Origin of the sequence: Maribacter sp. (assembly GCA_020629415.1) — a bacterium.
Taxonomy (GTDB): Bacteria; Bacteroidota; Bacteroidia; order Flavobacteriales; family Flavobacteriaceae; genus Maribacter; species Maribacter huludaoensis.
On record JAHDDL010000045.1, the window covers coordinates 1 to 22631 of the forward strand.

Below are 22631 nucleotides of genomic sequence, written 5' to 3' on the forward strand. Positions count from 1 at the left end.
TTATTGTTTAGTTTTATTTTTCTTGTCCAAAGCTAAATCCATAAGATTTAGCGACTTTATAAATATACACAGACCTTTCGGTTTTGCCCTAAAGTCCGCATTACGTTTAGGCTGTGTTGTGCGGCGTTTTTCTGCGAAAGATTGGCACATTTCTATTGCGAAATATTATTAAGTCCATCAGCGCAAACTAGCTTAGTTTTCCATTTTCGTCTGGCTTTCATTTTTTATCCAGCTTGGTAATTTACCAGTCGCTAGAATCTTTTCAATAAAGTTTAAGTGATAATATTCGACTTCTTTTAAGTCGGCATTATATATTATTAGTTTATTTCCAATCCAAATATGTAAGTCCCAATCATATCGATATTTCCCATTTTTCGATATTAAATACGGCTTTTTCTGAAATTGAATAATTTGGTCAAGCAGTTCGTCTTTGGAATTAAGTTTCTTACCCAAAAACTTTTCCTTAAACAGTCGAGCATCGGATTCTGAAATTCCGAAATTCTCTTTGTTTAATTCCTCAAAATGAGTTCCATCTTCCCATCCAATAATTGAAACGCTTGATTTTTCTAGACCGTGTGTAAATTCTTTTACCCAATTTATAAAATCGTTTTCTGATATTTTCTTTAAACTATTCATTTTCTCAAAATGACGCACAACGTCTAGGCTAAGCGTAGTGCGGAGATAAGGAAACTTTTTGTTTCCGTCTAAGCACGAAGCTAAAGCTTTTGGTTTCGCTTTTTCTTTTTTTTTCAAAGTTAAATCCCAAAGATTTAGCGACTTCATAAATATACACAGACCTTTCGTTTTTACCCTAAAGACCGCATTACGTTTAGGCTTTGTTGTGTTTAGTTTTTTTCAGCCTGCTTGCGACCTTATCTATTTCCAGTTCGTTTCTGAAATCCCATTGTTTTTTTCTATTTACAGGATTTTCAAATTCATCAAAATTATCATACAAGATTATTTTACGAACTCCATTTTCTAAAACTTCATTCGATTTACAATTACTTAATTTTTTCCATTTATCTTCAGGTATGTAATCGTAATATAGTTTAGAAAAATACATTTCTGCACAAGCTCCAAACCATAATCTATCGTCAGTTTTTAATAAGTGTTGATGTGTTGGCATAGATTCTAAGTCGATAATGTATTTATCGCGCTCACTCATACTTCTAGGATTATCCAAGACTTTCACATAAGAAGGAATTTCCCCTAATCTTCTTATCCATGTTCTATACTTGTTAGAACGGCTTAAAATCATATCCAACTTACTATGAATGTGAGCATACAATATTTGGTTGTCAACTATGTCCAGAAGTTTATAGATAATGTCCTTATTTTCTAATGTCCCAAATACACGTAATGTTCCATTACTTTGCTGAAACCCAATAAACCTGTCATCTTCTTCTAATTTTAATATATCAAATTTGAAGTTTTCTTTATTGTAATAAGCTTTAAAGAGTTCAAAGGTGTTGAAGGTTTTTTCAGCGTATATTAATTTTTCTAAATCAGTAGTATATTCAAAAAAGTATGATTGAGGGTTGAATAAATTGGATATTTCAGACGCCAAATCTATGAATTTTGGCATTTGAAATGCTTTATTCAATCTTATATTAAAACTAAGTTTTCCCAAATATTTTTCTATTTTTTGAAAATTAAGCACAACAAATGTATATGTGCACAATTGCACATATATCATATATGAATTCTTAAATCTATAAGATTTTTACAGTTTAAGAAAGAAAAATTGTACAAACTTACATGTATTTAAATATGAAAAGCGATAATAAGAATCATAACAATTGATTATCACTACAGTTCAGTACTAAAAAATTACAATTGGGACCCTATTTTTTTTGATTGGGAAGAAAAGTCTTCATGTTTGCTTTTGACCAGGGTCTTATTAGAAAGAGGTATACTTCTAAAATGAAATCCCTAATTTTAAAAATTAGAAAGCAATAAAAGAAAAAGGTACATGGGTAGTTTTTTAAAGGTGGTAAGAACGGCAATCATCATAACGCTGGTTATGGAATTAGTTCGTTTGCTTTTATCTGATTGGGAAAGCAAAACATTATATAGTGAATTGCAATTTTCGGGAATAGCCTTTCTTTACTCTTTTGCACTTTCTATTGTAAACATGTATTTCAGCGACTATATCTCTAAAAAATATAGTTGGGAGAATGAAACCCAAAAAAGGTTATGGTTCGGTGCAGCCGGATCAATAGTACTTACTGTATTGGCATTTGGAGCTGTACGCGCATTTACCGAAGTTTATATTTTTGGTAAAAGCTTTGAACAATACATAGCCGAAGAACGAGTAGAGTATTATTTCTATGCATTATTAGTTACTCTAATAGTATCATTGTTTTTACACGCCTTCTACTTCTACAAAGCATTACAAGACACTAAAGTAAAGGAGCAGAAAATTATAGCCGGCTCGGCATCTGCAAAGTTCGATGCCTTAAAGAACCAACTAGATCCCCACTTTTTGTTCAATAGCTTAAACGTATTAACAAGCTTAATTGAGGAAGACCCCATACAGGCACAAAAGTTTACTACGTCATTATCTAAAGTATACAGATATGTGTTAGAGCAGAAGAGCAAAAATTTAATTTCCGTAGATGAAGAACTAAAGTTCGCCAGAACCTATGTACGATTATTAAAAATGCGTTTTGAAGATAGTATCATATTTGAAATTCCGGATGAAGCAACGGATCCAGAAGCCAAAATAGTGCCACTATCATTACAACTACTATTAGAAAATGCGGTAAAGCATAACGTAGTAACATCATCTAAGCCATTACATATTAAAATATATGAGGAAGATGGATATTTATACGTTACCAATAACCTTCAAGAAAAGCAAGTAGTAAAAAAGAGTAGTGGTGTGGGGCTGCAGAATATACGTCAGCGCTACGCAATACTAACAAAAAAGGAAATGCAAATTTTTAAGACCTTGAACGAGTTTAAGGTAAGGCTACCAATGTTGACCAGCACTATATCTTTTAGAGAAACACAAGATTCACATATTAGTGCCAAGCGCTATGAAAAAGCCAAAAAACGTGTTGAGGAAATAAAAGGATTTTATGGTAACCTAACTTCGTACTGTATCGTTATTCCTGTGCTGGCATTTATAAATTATAGAACTACAAGTTTTACCTGGGTCATTTTTCCTGCTGTTGGTTGGGGAATAGGCCTAATAGCCCACGGATTAAAGGCATACGGATATAACCCTTTGTTCGGAAAGAATTGGGAAGAGAAAAAAATCAAGGAATTGATGGAGAAGGATAACTTCTAAATATATTTTAGCCCAGTACCGTAAAACTATCCTAAGAGAATAAAATGTCATTGAACTACAGCATTCCGTGCTGGCCGGCAATATCATCAATTTATAGTATACCCAATAGTTCTTCCAAATAGATATATAGCAGTGATGAAGGTGTTGTCTTTTTTTATAGCCAATATAGGGTAACTACAAACGGTTAAAAAATCATGGTGCACAATAATTTGAATATCAGTTTTATTTACGTTTTAATGTAAAGAGGCGTTGATGTAAAGTTTGCGGCTGAATTTATTGATAAATTATCTCTGCATTTCCTTTTTATGCAAAAGAGCTATTTACACTCCCAGAAGGCAATTTTTGTTTATAACCATCAAAATTACCGGTATCTATTAAAAATGCATCATAGCCTCCAAACAGCTTTTGTACCCTTAAAAAACAGAGCAAGAACAAAATGATAGTACAATAAAATAGTATGGCCTTTAAAGTTTTTTGGCTATAAATACCTCTTTCAACAATTCAGTCATTAAAAATTACAATTGGGTATTTCATTTTTTTAAAACCTGGGTTATCTGCCGAAATTTGAAATATAATAATCAAATAATAGTAACCTAAAACTAATAAAGATGGAAACAGAATTTACAAATAACGATACTTACAAATATCAAAAGGCAAAAGAAAAAGTAGAAGCTATAAAAGGTTTTTATGGCAACTTATTGGCATACTGCATAGTAATTCCAATTTTGGCATATATCAATTATTCAACAACTAATTTTCCTTGGGTAATTTTTCCGGCTTTGGGCTGGGGCTTCGGGGTAATTATGAACGGTCTATATGCCTACGGTTACAATCCGTTATTCAGCAAGAACTGGGAAGAGAGAAAGATCAAACAATACATGCAAGAACTATAACTTAATAAACTGAAGATCATGGAAAACACAAAATATAATAAGGCAAAATTAAGAGTAGAGGAAATCAAGGAATTTTATGGCAAGGTAGCCTCGGCCGTTGTCACTATAATACTGGTTGCAGTATTAAATTATTACCTTAACGAATGGGAGTATGCTTGGTTTCTTTGGGTAGTATTCGGTTTTAGCATTAGCCTGTTTTTTAAAGCGAATAAAATCTTTAACTTGAATCCGTTTATGAATCGCGATTGGGAAGAAAGAAAATTACAGGAGTTTTTACAACAAGAAGAAAATAAACAAAGATGGAACTAAACGAATTTGAACAATCGGATAAATTGGCCAGAGCTCAAAAAAAAGTCAAAGAATTGAAAGGGTTTTACATTCACCTGCTAGTTTACGTACTGGTAAATTTATTTCTTATGACCGTTACTATAATGGGTATTATGTCTGGTGGAGCATCGTTTTCAGAAGCTTTGTTCAACATCGGTACTTTTTCAACTCCGTTTTTCTGGGGTATAGGTTTGGCATTTCACGCCGCAAGGGTTTTTGGCTTCAATCCTTTCTTTAGTAAAGATTGGGAACAGCGCCAGATCAGTAAATATGTAGAGCAGGATAAAAGGGATGCAGAAAAATATAGATAATATGGAAACTAATCTAGCGGAAGGCAACTTTGTAAACGAAGATTACCATAGGTTGTCAAAATATGAAAGGGCAAAGGCGAAAGTGGAAAGTATAAAGCGCCTTTATAACCATTTTTTGGTTTTTCTCTTTATAAACGTCATTTTATACTTTTTGAGACATAAGTTTGTTTTTATATTGGTAAGTAAAGATGCATTGGGCAATCCTGAGTTTTTAGATTGGATAAATTGGAACGTATATGGCACCACCATTGTTTGGGGAATTATATTGGTCATTCACGCAATTTTTGTTTTAGGTAACATATTTTGGTACATTAAGAAATGGGAAGAACGTATGATTAAGAAGTATATCAATTCCAACTAAGATTAAGCACAATATTTTATAAATACCATAAAACCAGACCATGAAGACCATTATAATTGAAGATGAAAAACCGGCAGCACGTAGGCTAGGTAGGATGTTAGAAAGTTTGGACCTATCCGTTTCTACAATGTTACATTCCGTAGAGGAAGCAATAGATTGGTTTCAGACCAATGAACACCCAGATTTAATATTCTTGGACATTCAATTATCCGACGGTCTATCATTTGAAATTTTTGATGTTATAGAGGTACATAGCGCCATCATCTTTACAACGGCGTTTGACGAGTATGCATTAAAAGCATTTAAGTTGAACAGTATAGACTACTTGCTAAAGCCTATTGATGACGAAGATTTGGAACAAGCAGTGAATAAATACAGAAAAATGTTCAAATCTGATAATGAGCCATGTAAGATAGCATTAGACTTTGAAGATATTAAAAAGCTATTGGTAAATCCGTTGGAGCGTGAATACAAAAAGCGCTTTACCGCCAAGGTGGGCCAGCATTTAAAAATTATTAATGCAGAAGATGTAGAGTGTTTTTATAGCGAGAACAAAGGTACCTACGCAGCCACTAAAGATGGCCGTAATTATTTGTTGGATACTACTTTAGAACAGTTGGAAGAAGAATTGAAACCACAAGTGTTCTTCAGGGTAAGCAGGAAGTTTTTTGTGAATATAGAACACATAAAGGATATTGTATCCTATACAAATTCAAGATTACAGATCAAGTTGAACAATAATGCGGACCACGAAATAATTGTGAGCAGGGAAAAGGTAAAAGACTTTAAGCTTTGGTTAGAGTAGGTAACATGGTTATAAGAATGTAAGTTACTTACGGTATAAATCTTCCTCTTCATCATCAATTCTGTTCTCATCAAATGCCGATGGTAATAACTTTGGTATGAGTTTAATGAAAATTGGAAGCAAAATTGCACCACCAGGCAGAATGAAAATAGCTAAAGACGGGATGCTCTTAAAAATATCCAACAATTGATTTTGAACCTTTTTCTTTTCTTCATCACTTAGGTCACGTATAGTAGACTTTGAAAGTAAGGCTACCAATTCCGCACTTTGCGAAAGTTCTTTAAGCAGACGCTTACTGTTGCGTAGTATTAGCTTTTTAACAATTTTACCCATACTATCGTAAAACTGCTGGGCTAAATTCTTTTCCTTTAAATAAGGAATAATATCAAAATTCAATTTAAAGAATTGGGTAACGTCCGTAATAGATGTAGAGATAACGGTACGATCAAAGCCAAGATCTTCTCCTATACCAAAAATAAATTCAGATTCGGTATAATCCAAAGAATGATCTTCCCAAACGGTCAAACAGGCCATATCCAATAAATACAGGTTTTCCCATTTGTTCTTGTTGTTGAGCAACCTTTCTCGGTAAGTACCATCAAAGCTGTTCTCCGCACAACTAATATAGGTCAGAGAAGAAGCCAGTAATTGGGAAAGTTTATTGTCATTCCTATTCAACTCCCTAGAACTAAGGGCATCATAGGCAATGTTTATGGCTAGGTACTCAATTTCTTCAGCCTTCTCCTTTAAGGCACTAGTATCGTTTAAGAAATGTTTAAAAAGTAATACGTCAATAAATAACAGAGAATTGGTGATAAGGCTATTAAACGTTTTACTGATAATATTATCTTCAATGTATATTCTAGAGGTCATCAGCTTTTCAAGCTTGGCAGACGTCTTGTTACCGGTAAACCATTTGTCAAAAAAACCGGCTCTACTAATATTCAGTATTTCATAGAATTTAAAAACCTGCTCAATAAAGACCGAATATTCTTCGCCCCCTTCTAGGCGGTAGCTGAAGAATAGGGCATGCAGTAAATTAATTTTTGCCTTCTCATCTTCAGAAAGGGTATGCTCCAAATCTATAAACTCCGGTATGCTGGCATTTAGACCATATACAAAACCACTTTTCTTAAGGGTAGCGTATAGCGCTTCAAAAGTTGGGTATACATCTTGGTGTTTTTGCACCAACGAACCATATTTCTCGATCCAACCAGAGGAAGATGGGTTCATAATCTTAATAATTTAACCCTGCAAAGTTAGCTAATTATTAGTTTAAACTTCTTTATAAATAAGTACTTCTATACTCTAAATGGTTTTTTTTGATGATTTGAATTTTAAGGAATTGGAACATAATTTAATTTTTTTTAAGAAAAAATGAACCTTCCATTTTTATCTCCGTAAGTAAGGGTGATTCTAATCTAAAAAAAGAGATAATGAAAAAATCAAAATTATTTATGGGACTTGGGGCTTTGGCCCTAGTAGGAGGTCTTTTAGTGGCGGCAGATCATATTGATGCGCCTAGCTCTATGGGAACCACGGCAGATATTGCCGATTTTTATGCGTTTGAACCTACTGAAGGTTCGGACAACACCGTTTTTGCGGTAGATCTTCAATCTAATGTACTGCCAGATTTGGCTTATGGTACGTTCGATGAAAATGTATTAATGGAAATAAATATTGATACCGATAATGATTTGGTAGAAGATTTGGTAATACAAGCCATACCAAGAGATGGTAAAATGTACTTTTTTGGTCCGGTTGCACCAAGTGAAACAGGTTTGAACGGTTCAGTAATGGTAGATGCGCCATTAGGTTCAGTTGACATTTCTGCTGAAACTGCTATTGTAGAAACCACGGATAGTGGAGTTTCTTTATTTGCAGGTCCTAGACAAGATGCTTTTTTCTTTGACTTCTTTCAGTTCAATGAAGTAATTGGTGGTACGGCCCCTTTAGGTTTTAAACCAGCTGGTGATCCAGATTCTACAGATGATGACGATGAAACTGCAGTCGATACTTTTGATGGCGCCAATACAATGGCCATAGTTGTTGAAATTCCTAATAGTCTTTTAGGAACTACAACGGGACAAAATGCTTTGGGTCTAGAAGTATATAAGACTTGGGTAACTACAAATGTTAAGCAATAATAACTTTTTAAAAAATAGTAAGATGAAATTTAAAAATATAAAATATACGTTTTTGTCTCTTTTGGCAGTAGCCGCATTAGCTTCTTGTAGCAATGATGATGACAATACACCAGTAGTGGTTACACCAACATGTGATGATGGTATTATGAACGGTGATGAAACCGGAGTAGATTGTGGTGGTACATGTACCCCGTGTGAAGATGCTATGGAACCAATGGAGCCAGACTTTACAGGTACTTATGCCCAAGTAGATTTTATGGGTAGACCAGGTATCAATACGGTACTGAGTGCAGATGGTGATATTAAAGATGCGCATAACGTGTCTGTTCCTTCAGAAATGGCTGCAACATTTCAAGCAGATTTTGAAGCTAGGTTAGAGGCATATCATGATGTGTACGCTAACATTTTAGGAGCTGATCCTGCAGATGTAAACTATGAAAACAACATATTAGGTTTAGATGCGCCTACATTAACAGGTTACTTGGCTGCCGATGTTTTAGAAGTTGCACCAAACTTGCCAACAACATACTTTAACCCTGGTACAGATGCAGATGATGACGGTAGAATTTTGGTTCCAGATGGTGATGAAGTTGCTTTGACAGGTAGAACTCCACAAGATGATGTTATTGATGTTTCATTGATTTTATTGTTCGGTGGTATGGAAGGAGACCGTTTTAGTGGTCAAGATACCGATGGTGATGGTATGGCAGATTTACCAAGATTAACCTCAGATGGCGTTGGGCTAACGGCCACTATAGGTACTACTTTCCCATATTTGGGAGCACCAGAATAAGAAGTTGCCTTCACCTTGCTTATTGTTAACGGTAGGTAAGATCGGCACATCCCTAAATTGTTTATGAAAGAGAAGGGAAGGGAGGGTTGAAAGACTCTCCCTATTTTAAACGATCCACAAAAAACAACCTTATGAAATTAATAAAGCTTTTAATTGTAGTGCTACTGGTATCATCTTGTAATACCAACAAACAGGACACAATTGCAAACAAAGAAGATTACAATAAGTTCTTGGTCGCTAACGAGATAAGAACGACATCAAAATATTTTGACCTTTGGAATTCTAAAATAAGACCAGATAGTATGCAGCTTACCAGTTTTGGCGTAGTAGGCGGGGAGTACAACAGGTATTTTCAACAAACTGGTGATATAGCGTTTTTAAAGAAGGCTGAAAAAAGTTTAAAAAGAGCCGTAGATATTGCCAATATTGGTAAACCGGGTTTTTATAGGGCTCTAGCAAGAAATTACATATCACAGCATCGTTTTAAAGAAGCGTTGCAATTGGCAGATTCTGCAGCGGCAATAGGTGGGGGAAAAAGTGAAACCCAAAGTCTCTATTTCGATGTTCATATGGAATTAGGTAATTATCAATTGGCAGAAAGCTATTTGGATAGCTTAAAGAACATGTCAGATTTTGGATACATGATCCGTGTAGCAAAATGGAACGATTACAAAGGAGATTTAGATACTACCATTAGTTTCATGGAAAAGGCAAGAGCAAAGGCAGAACTATCGAAAAATAAAGATTTAATGCTGTGGAGCTATACTAATTTAGGTGACTATTATGGTCACGCGGGTAGAATACAAGATTCATATCATCAATTTTTAAAGGCATTGGAAATAGATAATAACAATGCATACGCCAAAAAAGGTATTGCTTGGATCGTATTCTCTAATGACAAGAATGCACAGGAGGCCATTAGAATTTTAGATTCAGTGACCCAAACCTATAGCGCACCGGATTATTACTTATTAAAAGCAGAAATAGCGGATCATATTGGTGATGACATTGTACGAACTAAAAATTTGGACGAGTATTTTACCAGGGTAAAGAATACCGCTTATGGTGATATGTATAATGCCTATAATCTTGGTTTATATATTGGTGAGACCAAACAATATGATAGCGCATTGATTTTGGCACAACAAGAAGTGGAAAATAGACCCACACCGGAATCTTACAGTTGGTTGGGCTATAGCCTCCTTAAAAATGGGGACAAAGAACAGGCTATGAAGATTATGGATACTTACGTATACGGAAAAACATTTGAACCTGCGCTGCTTTACCAAGCTGCCGAGGTATACAAGGCAAACGGAAAAGAGGTAAGGGTAAAGGAGATTAAAGGAGAATTAATAGGGGCCATTTATGAACTGGGTCCTGGTATGGAAAAGCAAATTCATGATTTGTAATTGTTAGCCCAATTAGTTTCATTTCATGTTTGTTTTAGGTTGGATTGTTTTTTTTTCAACGCCACGATGTAAAGTCGTGGCGTTGTTATTATTACGCATTTCATCGAAAATTTGGTTTTTTTTAACAGGCGGATAGATGAAATGCATATATTTACCGACCAAATACATTTAAAATGCCCCAGCATCTTAAATAAATGAACTAAAATTAGTAACCAAGTAAACCAATTAGTGTTATGGAATACCTACTCTTTACATTATGGATTAGCTTAATGATTTTAATGGTCGGAAAAACCATTTTAGCCTACCGGTCTTTGCAAAAGACATTAGACCGTACAAATAATTCAATCTAAATTAATTTTCTAAGTAGTACCGGTAATAATAGTAAATCTAGTATCAAAGCTGTTACTAAGGTTACACTTATGATCAATCCTATGGTTACACTAGGCTGATGTATGGAAAATAACATTACCATAAAGCCGAAGAAAAGAATAATAGTTGTAATTACCAGGGCTCTACCGGTTTGCGCAAAGGTTTTCTCAAGGGCGGCTTCCTTATCCAGACCTTGGCTAATACCCAATTTGTATTTTCCTAGAAAGTGAATGGTGTCGTCAACGGCAATACCAAATACAATGGCGAATACCACTGAGAGTGAGGCTTCTAACGGAATTCCTAAAAAACCTAGCATACCACCGGCAAATAATATGGGTAGAACGTTAGGTACAAGTGAAATAAGAAAGATTTTTATATCCTTAAAAACAAAAGCCATGATTACCCCGATCAGTAATAGGCCATAAAGTAAACCTTCAAGAAGACTACTTCTTATGTATTCTGAATTTTTATCCAACAGAATACTTTTGCCCGTTACTTTTATTTTAAGTAGTGCAGTGTCTAATTTTGTTTTGGCGAATAAATCAATATCGTTATAGATAATTTTCAGGTTATCCGTACCTATATCTTGTAATCTACCGTTAATACGGGCAATAGTTTCATCGGTATTTACAAATTTAGCCAACTGTTTACGAGCAAACTTACGTGTGTCTTTTTGATATTTTAAAAATGTTCTTTCATCATTGGGCAAAGAAAAATAACTAGATTTATTGAGGTTGTTGGCCTTATTAAAGATTTTGTACGGTAGGTTGGCAGATTGTACGTTACCAATACTTTTAAAAGTCTTTAAATAAACCAGTAGCTTTTCAATTTCTACAGCTACTTTAAAATCAGTGACCTTATTGCCTTCAGTGCTCATAACTGCAATTTCCAAGGGCCTAAAGCCAGAAAAGTTATTTTGAAAATAATTAAAATCATTGGCAATTTTACTTTTGGCCGGTAGGGTATTCTTTAATTCTTGGTTGGTTTGTACCAAGTAAATACCCAAAACACAAAGACCGGTGAAAACCACGGTTCCCAATATAATAGCTTTTGGATAGTTTTTGGTAAACGTATTAACTTTTAAAAGATAGTTTACCCAATTCTCAGAGATACTTTTACGCCCGATCAATGATTTTTCAGGAAGAAAAATTAGTAGGGAACCTGTTAAGAAAATAACGGTTATGTAGGCTACAAGAACACCTATTGCCGCATTGATGCCAAATTCTTGAATACTTACCAGCCTAGATGATAGTAAGGTTACAAAACCCACTGCTGTGGTTATAGAGGTGAGTAGGGTAGTCATGCCCACTTCTTTCAGGGAAGAGGTAATTGCTTTATATCGTGGTATACCTGTCTGTAATTTACGAATGTAACTGTCCGTTAGGTGTATGACGTCACTTGTACCAACAATAAGCATAAGAACCGGGTAAAAAGCGGCCATTGCATTGAGCTCTTTGCCAAGCCACCCCAATAATCCCATAAAAAGTAAGAGCGACATTGCAATTGAAAATACCGAGATAAGAACTACCGGCATACTCCGGTATACCAACAAAAGAATGATAAAAACTAAGATAGATGCCACAATTGTCGTGGTCAGCACCTCGCTTTTTTGCATTTCAACTATTGCTTCATAAAAAAATGCCCTACCTAAAATATGATAATCCGGTAAATTGTGTTTTTTTAATGATGCTCTAATAGTATTTAAAAGAAGTTCAGATTGCTTATAGTCCAAGTTATCATCGGTCTCCAATGCCAAAACCAAAGACTTTCTATTTTCATCTACTAGTACATTTATAAATAATGAATCTTCTTTTATCTTCTTCCAATCTTTTTGGTATTGTGAAGGGTCATCAATATGTATAATAGGCAATGTGGTATAGCCAAATGAAGTTTTAAGCGGATAGGAAAGCGAGGTTAAAGAACTACTTTCCAGAACATGAACAAAACTTTTACTTTCTTCTGAAAATGCTTTGAATTCCGTTAGAAATTCTTGTTGAAATACATTGGGTTCGTTCTTTACTGCAATAAGAAGAAAATTGTCGTCGGTACCAAATTCTTTAACGTAATCATTGTAAAACGCCAGATCGGGGTCTTCTTCAGGAAAAAACTGGCTAAAATCGAATGAAAATTGAAGTTCGTCCAATTTAGATACTGCCAATACCCCTAAAAGGACAAATATTAGTATAAAGAATTTTTTAAGGAAACTAAAGTTAACCTTCATAGAAAAGTATAAATCTATTTCGGGTGCAAATTTAATACTCTATTAGCTAATCAACATACTAAGAACCAAATAAGAATATTCCTTATGTTGGGGTAAGTAGTAGCTAAAGAACCCATAACACCATACTATGGCTACAATTCTATAAAATTGTCCAAATAAAGGGTCCAGTCATAGTTTGTGTATTCAATATCTACATCTTTTGTAGAAGGTATGATATCGTTTTCTTTCAAGATTTTTTTAATACCGTTTTTTCCGCCAAAATCACCCCTAAACCAATTGAATAATGAAGTAACCTTAACTACATTGGATTCTGTATTTAACTCACTTGTTTTTTCTAAGTGCTTTTTTGTGCCTATTGCTAACTGTTCTGGTAGGCGTTCCCATTCATATATGGCTACTGGCGGACAATCTTTGGCGCCACAGTTCAACGCAAAATGTATATTGTACACAGGTTTGTCAACTCTTAATTTTCGTTCAAATTTGTTAGGGAACCATTTGCGTATATAGCCTAAACCATATTCCCATTGAGATTTTCTAATAAGACCGTGTTCAATTTTTGCAAACGAAACCATTTCGCCGGCAATTTTAATTTGCTCCAATTTAAAGAAACTGCCACGATCATCATACAATTCAGGATTATTCTGTAAAATAACCTGTATATAAGCATTGTAAATATTCAACCAAAACGCCAAACGTTTATCATTGGTGTCAAGAGCGGCATCCAATTCCTTAATGGTGGTATTTGCTAAAATATTTTGTATTTCCTGAGTATCTTCTTCTGCCTTAATTTTATGTAAGAAAGATTCTGATAGCTCATTGAAGTCAACGCTATTGGTGCCAGCTTCCGTTTGTGCCTGTAAATTGGTTTTGGCGGTACATGACAATGCAAATAGAACAGCTATAAAATATAGTCTTAATTTCATAATGTAGTTTTAGGTCACCTTACTTACGTAAATGTATTTGAAAGGTTTGTTTCACCTTGGTCGAGTATATGTTTAATTGATTACGTTAACTTTTTTAAAATTATAAAGCCGGTATTAAAACTATTTTGACCAACTTACGTAAATAAAGACAAGTTGGTACCAATCAAAACAATAATAATTAACCAAATTTCTACGAATCAACCAGTTATATGATCAGTATAATTATACCTGCCCATAATGAATATGATAATCTACAGCGACTTTTTAGTATTGCATGTTTTTTAGAGCATAATAAATTAGTAGAAGTAATTGTAGCCTTGTCACCCGGTAATTCTGACGATATTGAATTGCTGGAATGTAGTAGCAAGGTAAAAATACTGCGTTGCAAGAATAAGGGTAGGGCTTCTCAAATGAATGAAGCGGCCAGTTTGGCATTAGGCCATACACTGGTTTTTTTACATGCAGATGTGGTACCACCTGCCGAATTTATTGATAACATATTGCAAAGTTTAGAAGACGGCTATGATGCAGGATTTTTCTCTTATCGTTTTGATAAGGATAAATGGTACCTGCGAATCAATGCAGCCTTTACAGCTAAAGACGGCTTGTTTACGGGTGGCGGTGATCAATGCCTGTTCATAAGGAAAGAAACATTTGAACAGCTAGGTCGTTTTAACGAGCAACAGGTGCTTATGGAAGATTTTGAATTTTTCGCAAGGATGAAGAAAGAGCGGATATCTTACACCATAATAAAGAACGATTTGGTAGTTTCGGCACGTAAATATGAATCTAATTCGTATTTACGGGTCAATTTGTCCAATTTCATCTTAGTGGTACTTTTTAAGTTGGGATATCCTGGAAATAAATTAAAATCGCTTCATAATAAATTGATACGCACCCCATATAATGGTTGAAATAATTAACGGTATTCAACAAATAGGCATTGGAGTATTAGATGTCAAAAAAGTATTTAATTGGTATAGAAACCATTTAGGTTTTGATATTTTATTATTTGAAGATGAGGCAGTTGCGTCATTGATGTCTCAATATACCAATAATAAGGTTGAAAAAAGGGAAGCGTACCTATCGCTCAACATGACCGGTGGTGGTGGCTTGGAAATTTGGCAATTTAAAGACCGAATTCCCGTAGCATCTGAAAATCCTATAAAATTCGGCGATTTAGGTATATACGCTATGAAGATAAGATGTGGTAATCTTATGAAAATGCATACGTACTTAAAAGAATTAGGGGTGCTTAATTTATCGCAGATAAACCATAACCATAAGCCAAATTTCTTTTTTAACGACCCCTTTGGAAACCGTGTTCAGCTGGTAGAGGATATGTATTCCTTCTCTAAGCAGTCTTCATTAAATGGGGGAGTGCTAGGTGCTGTTATAGGGGTAAGTGATATTACGAAATCTATAGGCTTTTACTCTACTATGCTGGGGTATACTAAAGTGGTGTACGATGCAATAGATTTAGTTTTATCCACCGATAAGAAAAAGTGTAGAAGAGTAATATTACAGCAAGAACGTACGTCTGTTGGTGGATTTGGAGACCTTTTAGGACCTACGCAGCTAGAACTTGTTCAGCTACTAGATGAAAGGCCAAACAAGATTTTTGAAAATAGGCTATGGGGCGATTTGGGTTACATTCACCTATGTTTTGATGTATCTGGTATGGCTGTGATAAGGGAAAAGGCGATCAAGAACAACTCTCCTTTTACGGTAGACAGTGCCAACAGTTTTGATATGGGCGATGCCGCCGGACATTTTAGTTATATGGAAGATCCAGATGGCACGTTGATAGAATTGGTAGAGACCCATAAGGTACCTATCTTAAAAGCGCTAGGTTTGTATCTAAACCTAAAGAAAAGAAATCCAAATAAGACCTTACCTAAATGGCTAGTAAAGAGCCTTGCCGTACACAGGGTCAATACAGACCGTTGATTCTATGGGCTAATTTTGGCTGGTATTTCTAATGAGTCCTATACCCGAAAAGAAGAAAATGGCACCTAAAACACCATAGACAATAAGTTGTTTTGTTGTTCCGCTGCTATTAGCGAATAATATTGCAGTATAAACCAGCCCACCGATTCCTAATAAGGTAAGCACCGTTCCAAAAATTTTCTTTAAATCCATGGTGGAAAAATAATAAAAAAAATGGGCAGTTTATAAAAACTGTCCATTAATACATATTTTTTTATTGCCATCGTTAAAGGATATAATACCCCTGGGCTTGCCTAGAATTTAAACGTTTGTTTCCTTTAAATGCCTCATGGGCTTGCCCTTAGGTGTTTTATATCTTATGAAGCATTGACGACCCCAAGGGTATACAATTGCTCAAGGGTTGGCGATTCGCTACCGCCAGCAGGTTCTAAGGTAATACCAAATGCCTCTGACTCATTAGGATTATTGAATGCAAAGACTTTGTTTTCATCTGTTACAAAATCTTCAAGAAGTCCCATACTGGTTGGTGTAAGCGGTGAAAGTTTAAGAGACCAAACTTGGTAAACAAAACCATCTGGCGGTTCTGGCAGCCCTTTGGCATCTATAAATACTTTTTCTTCTTGTTTGTTCCAATACGCCTTGGCGTATGAAGTAGGTGAAACGTCTTGCCCTCCTAAAGGGATAACACTAATATTCTTATCTCTAAGTGTATTCAATAATTCTTGGGTCTGTTCTAAAGAAGAATCGGTATCGGCAATTTGCTGCTCCAAATCTAAATTCTGCTTTTCTACTACTTCAATGTTAGATTTCAAATCTTGATTTTGCTGATACATCCAGAAGAGTCCTACAGCCAATAAAACAGATGCAGCCCAACCCATATAAGATAAGAATGGAGTACTACGTTTTTCATTCATATCAACTACCTTGACCTCACCATTAATTCTATTCATCAATGCTTTAAATGAATAATGATATCCAGGTGAAGCTTTTCTGGACAATTCTAATATTGAAGCCTCAATTTCCTCGATCTCCTTTTTTATTTCTGGATACTCCTTGGCATAGTTGGCAATCTCAAGATTTTCTTTCTCTGAGAGTATACCGGCTACGTAGAGCTCCAAAATTCCCGATGCTATGTATTTTTCTACATCCATACTATCTTACCTCCATATTCTCCCGTAATTGGGAAATGCAACTTCTATTTCTTGTTTTTACAGTGCCTAAGGGAATTTCCAATTCTTCTGCAGCATCTTTTTGTGTATATCCCCTAAAGTATAACAGTTCAATGATCTGAACACATTTTTCCTTTAAATTCTGTACTAGGTTTCTCAAACCCTTGGTGTCTACTGATGAACTTTCTTCTTCTTCCTTGAGTTGTAAAATACCTACGAAGTAATCTGCGGAAAGATTCTTTTTATCATTTTTATACGACCTACTGCGTATTTCATCGATAGCTGCATTTCTGGCTATGTTAAGGATCCATGTGAAAAATCTACCTTTAGAAGAATTATAACTTTCACAGTTATTCCAAATCTTTATAAATACGTCTTGACAGATTTCTTGGGCCAATGCATCGTTTTTTACTATGGTATTGATAACTCCACAGATATTTTCACCATACATGCCATATAGTTTTTCGAAAGCCAAAGGGTCCTTCTTTTTAAATTGATCAACCAATAGGTCTAATTGCATATTAAATATTTTGTAACGGTTAAAAATAGAAAAAGCTGTTCTAAGAACAGCTTTTATCCATACTATTATTAACCCTATTCAATAATACCGGCACAACTAACACGTGCACCAGCAGCACCACTAGGTTGAGAAGTGTAATCATCTACACCTTGGTGTACAATAACCCCTTTTCCTAAAATGTTCTTATTTTCATCATCACAGCCAATACACCATTCATCAGTTTCAAATTCAACTTTTGCGTTACCATCGGCATCTGCTGTAAAATTACCTATATCGCCTTTATGGTATCCTTCGCTTGCTCCCCATTTACCATGTGGTTCATTTGTCGGGTTCCAGTGTCCACCGGCAGAAGATCCGTCTGCGGCAGTACAATCTGCCGTTTGGTGAATATGAATGGCATGCTCACCTTCAGATAAGCCAGATAGCATGGCTACCATTTCTACCTCGTCATCGTCTTGCGTGAAGGTTACTTCACCTTTTACATTACTATCGCTTTTTGGTTCCAACATAAATTTAACGACAGTTTCTTCATCGTTCATTTCTGCTTTAGCCTCATCCATTAAATCTTCAACTTCTTCTTTTGCTTCAGACGCTTCTTTTTTAACTTCTTTACAGCTAAAGGTTAACAACAGCGCTAAGAGCGCTAGTTCAATTTTAAATATTTTCATTTTTATAGTGTTTAAAGGTTATTTGATAAAGTTACATATTAAAAATTATACCTTTTGCTCAATTCCAATTGATTTTAACAGAAACGGATTACGCAAAAAAATATCTAATATATTTCCGGTTTATTTTTCTTTCTTTTTAAAAATGCCACGCAGATCGGTGTTATAAAAAACACCAATTTGTAGACGATCGTAATTAGCCCCTGTAAAGTGATTTTTTAAGTAGCCAAATTGCATGCTTAAATCTTCGGTTACATTAACCCCAAGTGCGGCATAAGCACGGTTTTGACCAAATGCACTGTCTTGTAGATTTATGAAAATCTCATCATAGAAATTCAAGAAAAAGATATCGGTTAGGGGCAGGGTCATTTGAATTCTATAACGGGCTCTGTGCAATGTGTTGCTTTCACCTGTAAAATTATTTTGAACAAACCGCTGTTCTAAACGATAGCGATGCTCGAAATTAAATTCCCACACTTTATTTTTAAGAATGAACTGCTCAAATATGCGATGTTCAGAAATAGAGTTATTATTGATGAGTGCATCACCCCCAATAACGTCAAAGTCACTGAACGTTGGGTCGGTTTCAATAAATCCGTAGCCTAAAGTAGCGATAGCATTAGTGTTAATGTGATAGTTGATACCTGTACGCAGCAACAACTGGTTAAAGTTCGATGCCATTTCATAATATCTAAATTGAGCTTCGGTATGTATACTCCATTTATCGGCAATTTTATTGGTTCCAAAATACATGAACCAACTACCAAAATCGTCTTCTCCTGTATCACCACTTTGAGCATTTATTTGATTAATAGTTGCTAATAATACTAGTAACGTAAAAACTTTCTTCATTCTCTAATTTAATATGAAACTTAAAATTTGGGTTTACTTATCGCCTTCTTCAATAGGTGTTGCTTTATCCTTCTTCAAATACAAATCTAAAAAATCTAAAACCCTACTATACGCTTCGATCTGATTTTCTTTTTTTACAAAACCATGACCTTCATCTTCAAAGAGCACGTATTCTACGGGAACACCGTTCTTTTTTACACCTGCAACAATTTCGTCAGATTCTACTTGTAGTACTCTAGGATCTTGAGAACCTTGTAAAACAATTAAGGGTTTGGTCACCTTATCGGTATGAAACAAAGGGGAAATCTCTTTTAACCTTACGGAATCTGCACTGTATGGGTCTCCTAATTCTTTATATAAGGCATCTTTAAAAGACTCCCACCATGGCGGTATACTTTTTAATGTTCGTACCCAATTGGTTACGCCAAAAAGATTTACCCCAACGGCAAACTCTTCTGGGGTATAGGTCAATGCCGCCATAGTCATATAACCACCGTAAGAGCCGCCTATGATTCCAATTTTATTGGCATCTATTTCTGGCTGTTGGGCAAGCCAATTTTTACCTTCTACACAATCTTTTAAATCCTTATCGCCATGGTTTAAATCATCCATTTGATAAAAAGTTTTGCCATAGCCGCTACTACCTCTGTTGTTAACGGCTAGTACGGCATACCCGTGATTGGTCAAATATTGAATAAATGAGCTAAAGTTCTGTCTACTTTGTCCGCCCGGTCCACCATGAACCCAAACCAATGCAGGTACTTTGGTGTCCGCACTTGCCTGGTGGGGCTTGTAATAAATGGCAGGTATTTCAACCCCATCAAAAGACTTGTAACGTATTACTTCTGCGTTCACCAGGTCCTCACCGTTTATTTCGCTATTTAGAACATTGGTCAATTGGGTCTGTTCTTTGGTTTCTAAGTTATAAACGAACAAATTAGAAGGGGTGTGTGACCCACCGGCATAAAAACGCATTAGTTTTTCATCATCTGAGAAATCTACACTGGTTACGTCCAAACCATCCAAAGAAGGAAGAGCAACATTTTCACCGGTGCTAACATTTTTTATTTCAATGACATTCTTGGCATCTTCGTTAATATAGGTCACTTGATAGGTTCCATTTTCCGTAAAATAGGTACCCCATATATCCCAATTTTTCTGCATCACCTTTTCTCTGTTGCCCGTGGCAATATCGTACTTCATTAAATAAGAGAATTCCTCTCCATCATCTGTGGTATAATACAAGGAAGAACCATCATTGGAAAATCCAGAGCTACTGTTGGCGCTTTGATTTTCATTGATTTTGGTCAGCTTTTTATCTGAGACGGTGTAAATAAACAAATCGGAATCATTGGTATTTATTGGCTTGCCCAAGGTTATATATTTCTTGTCCTCGGAAATTCCGTCAATGCTATAACCTTCCGTATTTTCATAGATCAGGGTAGGCTCAAGAGTTTCTAGGTCCATTTCATAGATATCATCATTTCTAGGGTTTCTCTTGTTAGAAGTATAGTAGAAACTCATATCATCTTCTGCCCACCCGTAGAACGATGCACGGGCACCTTCCGCTGGTGTAAGGTCGGTCTGCGTACCATCTAGATCTCTTACGTAAATATGAAATATCTCATCACCATTTCCATCCATTCTAAACAACATGCGTTCATCTTTTGGAAAATAGGATATGGCGAATACAGATGCACTGTCAGACATAGTAACGGGAGTCAATTCACCGCCGCTTGTAGGCACTGTGTACATGTTGTAAATACCAGATCTATTACTTGAGATAAGTAATTTAGAATTATCAGGGGAAAAACTACCGCCACCAATGGCTTCGTTATCCATCATTTGTTTGATGGTATAGGTCTTCATCGTTTCTGCAATAGAAGATTTTTTAGGTTCTTCTTTACAGCTTAACATAAGCGTAAACACAAAGCAAGCCATTAGGTACTTCATAGTAGTGGTTTTTAGATTGTTAGACTTTTACATATTAATTCAAATTAAAAACTTCTGTTTCTTTAAAAGGTGATATATCTAAGCTTTTCATATTAGTTTGGTATTCTATCCATTCTTTGGCGAAGAAAGCATTTGTTTTTTGTAGCGCGCTCTGCAGATCATCTTTGGCAAATTGCATTAATTGTTTTTCTGTTGCCGTCATACCGGTTTTTCTAGATCCTACGTAGCGCCTTGCAATTTGAATACGTTGCATTACCGTCATTTCTTTACTACGGGTTATTCCTTGTCTTTTATCGACCTTACCTAAATATATAGCGGTGATAGAATCTATTTGTTTAATGATATCTTTAGAGGCGTCTATTTGTTCTTTGTACTTTTTATCGTCCTCTTTTTTCAGATCTTTTTGAAATTTCTCTGCAACCTCTTTACTTTTTGCCAATTGCTGTACCGCATCTGCTGCTGTCTGCATGTAAGATTCCAATTCTTTTCCGTTTACATAGGCTTCATTGATCCCTGTTTGAGATACTTCTAAACGTGGGTCTGATTTTACCGTAATCGTAGTTTCTTCTTCCAGATCACCGTATAACATTTTTATGGTATAGGTACCTGGTTTTACGTCTAAACCGCCAGACTCTTTCTTTTTGGTCTGTACTTTTCTAGAAGGTCTATCCGCGCCTTTTTCATCCATTCCCCAGTAAATTCTGTGAAATCCTGCTTTTTCAGGAGTCTTGTATTTTAAAGTACGGATCAGTCTATCGCCATCGTAAAAATCGAACTGAACGGAATCCTTCTTTTGAACTCCGGTCAACGCAACGCTATCTGTTTTTTCTTCTGTTTTTTCTTCGGATGAACCCTCTTTTTTACCCTTCATGCCCTTGCCCTTTTTTGCAGCTTTTTTACCTTCCTTTAGATAATAGGTAATCATAGCACCAGACTTTCTGTTTTCACCTTGGTAAAGACCATCGGCACCAAAACGACTGCCTGTAGGTTGTTGGTAGGATGCCTGATATGCCGTTGGCGGAGTGAATAATTCTATTTCCTTATTTAAAATGGTAGCATCTGCGGCTAAAGCTCGTAACGGACGAATATCATCCAAAACCCACGCAGCACGACCAAATGTACCGATAACCAAATCTTGCTCTCTTGGGTGAATGGCTAAATCTTTGGTAGAAACCGTTGGAAAACCTTCGGTCCATTTCTGCCATTTGTCCCCTGCATTGAAAGAAACATACAATCCGTCATCGGTACCTAGGAACAATAAATTAGGGTTTTCAGGATCTTCAATAATAGATAAGGTATAGCTTTCTACATCTGTGGCGTCAACAATTCTTGTCCAAGTTTTACCATAGTCTTTGGTGCGGTACGCATATGGCGTATAATTGAATCTTCTATAGTCGTTGGCGATCAACAATGCTTCACCCTTATTACGGGTAGATGCCTTTATTTGCGGAATCCAACTTCCTTTAGGTAAGCCTTTGATGTTTGCGGTTACTTCTGTCCAGGTTCCTCCACCGTTTTGGGTATAATGCACACGGCCGTCATCAGAGCCTACCCAAAGCATATCCTTTTCAACTGCAGAGGGTTCAATAACCAAAATTGTGGTATGGTTTTCGGCACCGGTTGCATCCATAGATAAACCACCACTTTCACTTTGCTTTTGTTTCTCAG

23 protein-coding genes are annotated in these 22631 nt (G+C 35.7%); 11 read left to right on the forward strand and 12 right to left on the reverse strand.

The features are described 5' to 3' along the window. Positions 1 to 192 precede the first annotated feature (192 nt). Positions 193 to 753, reverse strand: coding sequence for a hypothetical protein (locus tag QZ657_RS14780; protein WP_291967853.1), 561 nt, complete (start codon positions 751 to 753; stop codon positions 193 to 195). A gap of 76 nt (positions 754 to 829) precedes the next feature. Beyond that, a complete protein-coding gene (locus QZ657_RS14785; protein WP_291967854.1) occupies positions 830 to 1585 on the reverse strand; it encodes a hypothetical protein in 756 nt (251 codons plus the stop codon). Positions 1586 to 1972: 387 nt separating this feature from the next. Here QZ657_RS14785 and QZ657_RS14790 point away from each other — a divergent pair, with 387 nt between their 5' ends. The 6 genes from QZ657_RS14790 to QZ657_RS14815 all read left to right on the forward strand — a co-directional run bounded on the left by QZ657_RS14790 (position 1973) and on the right by QZ657_RS14815 (position 5992). Continuing rightward, on the forward strand, positions 1973 to 3295 hold the full coding sequence (locus tag QZ657_RS14790) for a 2TM domain-containing protein (RefSeq protein WP_291967856.1): 1323 nt from the start codon (positions 1973 to 1975) through the stop codon (positions 3293 to 3295). A gap of 608 nt (positions 3296 to 3903) precedes the next feature. Then, on the forward strand, positions 3904 to 4188 hold the full coding sequence (locus QZ657_RS14795) for a 2TM domain-containing protein (RefSeq protein ID WP_276472137.1): 285 nt from the start codon (positions 3904 to 3906) through the stop codon (positions 4186 to 4188). 18 nt (positions 4189 to 4206) lie between these two features. Then, positions 4207 to 4497 carry a 2TM domain-containing protein gene (locus tag QZ657_RS14800; protein ID WP_291967858.1) on the forward strand — a complete coding sequence of 97 codons (291 nt, stop codon included), beginning with the start codon at positions 4207 to 4209 and terminating at the stop codon, positions 4495 to 4497. Beyond that, a complete protein-coding gene (locus tag QZ657_RS14805; RefSeq protein ID WP_291962113.1) occupies positions 4488 to 4826 on the forward strand; it encodes a 2TM domain-containing protein in 339 nt (112 codons plus the stop codon). The genes QZ657_RS14800 and QZ657_RS14805 overlap by 10 nt, the downstream gene beginning before the upstream one ends. A gap of 1 nt (position 4827) precedes the next feature. After that, positions 4828 to 5187 carry a 2TM domain-containing protein gene (locus tag QZ657_RS14810; RefSeq protein ID WP_291967860.1) on the forward strand — a complete coding sequence of 120 codons (360 nt, stop codon included), beginning with the start codon at positions 4828 to 4830 and terminating at the stop codon, positions 5185 to 5187. Positions 5188 to 5227: 40 nt separating this feature from the next. Beyond that, positions 5228 to 5992 carry a LytR/AlgR family response regulator transcription factor gene (locus QZ657_RS14815; RefSeq protein ID WP_291967862.1) on the forward strand — a complete coding sequence of 255 codons (765 nt, stop codon included), beginning with the start codon at positions 5228 to 5230 and terminating at the stop codon, positions 5990 to 5992. A 24-nt stretch (positions 5993 to 6016) separates the two neighbouring features. On the opposite strand, the gene QZ657_RS14820 is transcribed toward QZ657_RS14815, so the two are convergent. Then, on the reverse strand, positions 6017 to 7225 hold the full coding sequence (locus tag QZ657_RS14820) for an LETM1-related biofilm-associated protein (protein WP_291967864.1): 1209 nt from the start codon (positions 7223 to 7225) through the stop codon (positions 6017 to 6019). A 203-nt stretch (positions 7226 to 7428) separates the two neighbouring features. On the opposite strand from QZ657_RS14820, the gene QZ657_RS14825 reads away from it, so the two are divergent. The 3 genes from QZ657_RS14825 (at position 7429) to QZ657_RS14835 (ending at position 10341) form a co-directional block, all read left to right on the forward strand. Next, positions 7429 to 8139 carry a DUF4331 family protein gene (locus QZ657_RS14825; RefSeq protein ID WP_291967866.1) on the forward strand — a complete coding sequence of 237 codons (711 nt, stop codon included), beginning with the start codon at positions 7429 to 7431 and terminating at the stop codon, positions 8137 to 8139. 22 nt (positions 8140 to 8161) lie between these two features. Beyond that, positions 8162 to 8932 (forward strand): DUF4331 family protein, encoded by a 771-nt coding sequence (locus QZ657_RS14830; RefSeq protein ID WP_291967868.1) that lies wholly within the window; start codon positions 8162 to 8164, stop codon positions 8930 to 8932. Positions 8933 to 9063: 131 nt separating this feature from the next. Next, positions 9064 to 10341, forward strand: coding sequence for a tetratricopeptide repeat protein (locus tag QZ657_RS14835; protein WP_291967870.1), 1278 nt, complete (start codon positions 9064 to 9066; stop codon positions 10339 to 10341). A gap of 346 nt (positions 10342 to 10687) precedes the next feature. Here the strand turns inward: QZ657_RS14835 and QZ657_RS14840 are convergent, their stop codons facing one another. Together QZ657_RS14840 and QZ657_RS14845 are read right to left on the reverse strand one after the other, a co-directional pair. Beyond that, positions 10688 to 12931, reverse strand: coding sequence for an efflux RND transporter permease subunit (locus QZ657_RS14840; protein WP_291967872.1), 2244 nt, complete (start codon positions 12929 to 12931; stop codon positions 10688 to 10690). Positions 12932 to 13062: 131 nt separating this feature from the next. Then, entirely contained in the window at positions 13063 to 13854 is a 792-nt protein-coding gene (locus QZ657_RS14845; RefSeq protein ID WP_291967874.1) for a DUF547 domain-containing protein, read from the reverse strand. A gap of 209 nt (positions 13855 to 14063) precedes the next feature. Between QZ657_RS14845 and QZ657_RS14850 the strand changes: the two genes are divergently transcribed. Continuing rightward, the gene (locus QZ657_RS14850) at positions 14064 to 14768 is read left to right on the forward strand and encodes a glycosyltransferase (RefSeq protein WP_291967876.1); all 705 of its coding nucleotides are present in this window, start codon (positions 14064 to 14066) and stop codon (positions 14766 to 14768) included. After that, positions 14761 to 15804 (forward strand): VOC family protein, encoded by a 1044-nt coding sequence (locus QZ657_RS14855; RefSeq protein WP_291967878.1) that lies wholly within the window; start codon positions 14761 to 14763, stop codon positions 15802 to 15804. Before QZ657_RS14850 ends, QZ657_RS14855 begins: the two co-directional genes overlap by 8 nt. Before the next feature lie 9 nt (positions 15805 to 15813). Here the strand turns inward: QZ657_RS14855 and QZ657_RS14860 are convergent, their stop codons facing one another. From QZ657_RS14860 to QZ657_RS14890, 7 genes are all read right to left on the reverse strand, one after another. Further along, the gene (locus QZ657_RS14860; RefSeq protein ID WP_058103114.1) at positions 15814 to 15996 is read right to left on the reverse strand and encodes a hypothetical protein; all 183 of its coding nucleotides are present in this window, start codon (positions 15994 to 15996) and stop codon (positions 15814 to 15816) included. A 164-nt stretch (positions 15997 to 16160) separates the two neighbouring features. Then, the gene (locus QZ657_RS14865) at positions 16161 to 16955 is read right to left on the reverse strand and encodes an anti-sigma factor (protein ID WP_291967879.1); all 795 of its coding nucleotides are present in this window, start codon (positions 16953 to 16955) and stop codon (positions 16161 to 16163) included. A gap of 1 nt (position 16956) precedes the next feature. Further along, the gene (locus tag QZ657_RS14870) at positions 16957 to 17493 is read right to left on the reverse strand and encodes an RNA polymerase sigma factor (protein ID WP_276472150.1); all 537 of its coding nucleotides are present in this window, start codon (positions 17491 to 17493) and stop codon (positions 16957 to 16959) included. A gap of 74 nt (positions 17494 to 17567) precedes the next feature. Continuing rightward, positions 17568 to 18161, reverse strand: coding sequence for a superoxide dismutase family protein (locus QZ657_RS14875; protein ID WP_276472151.1), 594 nt, complete (start codon positions 18159 to 18161; stop codon positions 17568 to 17570). A gap of 120 nt (positions 18162 to 18281) precedes the next feature. Further along, entirely contained in the window at positions 18282 to 19010 is a 729-nt protein-coding gene (locus QZ657_RS14880) for a DUF2490 domain-containing protein (protein WP_291967882.1), read from the reverse strand. A 33-nt stretch (positions 19011 to 19043) separates the two neighbouring features. Continuing rightward, entirely contained in the window at positions 19044 to 20963 is a 1920-nt protein-coding gene (locus QZ657_RS14885) for an alpha/beta hydrolase family protein (RefSeq protein WP_291967884.1), read from the reverse strand. A gap of 34 nt (positions 20964 to 20997) precedes the next feature. Then, positions 20998 to 22631 (reverse strand): WD40/YVTN/BNR-like repeat-containing protein (locus QZ657_RS14890; RefSeq protein ID WP_412759690.1); only part of this gene is annotated, 1634 nt, incomplete at its 5' end.

Bases quoted from the DNA above. Each gene is read 5' to 3' on its own strand.
- QZ657_RS14785 (WP_291967854.1), bottom strand. From the start codon at position 1,585: ATGCCAAAATTCATAGATTTGGCGTCTGAAATATCCAATTTATTCAAC.
- QZ657_RS14790 (WP_291967856.1), top strand. From the start codon at position 1,973: ATGGGTAGTTTTTTAAAGGTGGTAAGAACGGCAATCATCATAACGCTG.
- QZ657_RS14795 (WP_276472137.1), top strand. From the start codon at position 3,904: ATGGAAACAGAATTTACAAATAACGATACTTACAAATATCAAAAGGCA.
- QZ657_RS14800 (WP_291967858.1), top strand. From the start codon at position 4,207: ATGGAAAACACAAAATATAATAAGGCAAAATTAAGAGTAGAGGAAATC.
- QZ657_RS14805 (WP_291962113.1), top strand. From the start codon at position 4,488: ATGGAACTAAACGAATTTGAACAATCGGATAAATTGGCCAGAGCTCAA.
- QZ657_RS14810 (WP_291967860.1), top strand. From the start codon at position 4,828: ATGGAAACTAATCTAGCGGAAGGCAACTTTGTAAACGAAGATTACCAT.
- QZ657_RS14815 (WP_291967862.1), top strand. From the start codon at position 5,228: ATGAAGACCATTATAATTGAAGATGAAAAACCGGCAGCACGTAGGCTA.
- QZ657_RS14820 (WP_291967864.1), bottom strand. From the start codon at position 7,225: ATGAACCCATCTTCCTCTGGTTGGATCGAGAAATATGGTTCGTTGGTG.
- QZ657_RS14825 (WP_291967866.1), top strand. From the start codon at position 7,429: ATGAAAAAATCAAAATTATTTATGGGACTTGGGGCTTTGGCCCTAGTA.
- QZ657_RS14830 (WP_291967868.1), top strand. From the start codon at position 8,162: ATGAAATTTAAAAATATAAAATATACGTTTTTGTCTCTTTTGGCAGTA.
- QZ657_RS14835 (WP_291967870.1), top strand. From the start codon at position 9,064: ATGAAATTAATAAAGCTTTTAATTGTAGTGCTACTGGTATCATCTTGT.
- QZ657_RS14840 (WP_291967872.1), bottom strand. From the start codon at position 12,931: ATGAAGGTTAACTTTAGTTTCCTTAAAAAATTCTTTATACTAATATTT.
- QZ657_RS14845 (WP_291967874.1), bottom strand. From the start codon at position 13,854: ATGAAATTAAGACTATATTTTATAGCTGTTCTATTTGCATTGTCATGT.
- QZ657_RS14850 (WP_291967876.1), top strand. From the start codon at position 14,064: ATGATCAGTATAATTATACCTGCCCATAATGAATATGATAATCTACAG.
- QZ657_RS14855 (WP_291967878.1), top strand. From the start codon at position 14,761: ATGGTTGAAATAATTAACGGTATTCAACAAATAGGCATTGGAGTATTA.
- QZ657_RS14860 (WP_058103114.1), bottom strand. From the start codon at position 15,996: ATGGATTTAAAGAAAATTTTTGGAACGGTGCTTACCTTATTAGGAATC.
- QZ657_RS14865 (WP_291967879.1), bottom strand. From the start codon at position 16,955: ATGGATGTAGAAAAATACATAGCATCGGGAATTTTGGAGCTCTACGTA.
- QZ657_RS14870 (WP_276472150.1), bottom strand. From the start codon at position 17,493: ATGCAATTAGACCTATTGGTTGATCAATTTAAAAAGAAGGACCCTTTG.
- QZ657_RS14875 (WP_276472151.1), bottom strand. From the start codon at position 18,161: ATGAAAATATTTAAAATTGAACTAGCGCTCTTAGCGCTGTTGTTAACC.
- QZ657_RS14880 (WP_291967882.1), bottom strand. From the start codon at position 19,010: ATGAAGAAAGTTTTTACGTTACTAGTATTATTAGCAACTATTAATCAA.
- QZ657_RS14885 (WP_291967884.1), bottom strand. From the start codon at position 20,963: ATGAAGTACCTAATGGCTTGCTTTGTGTTTACGCTTATGTTAAGCTGT.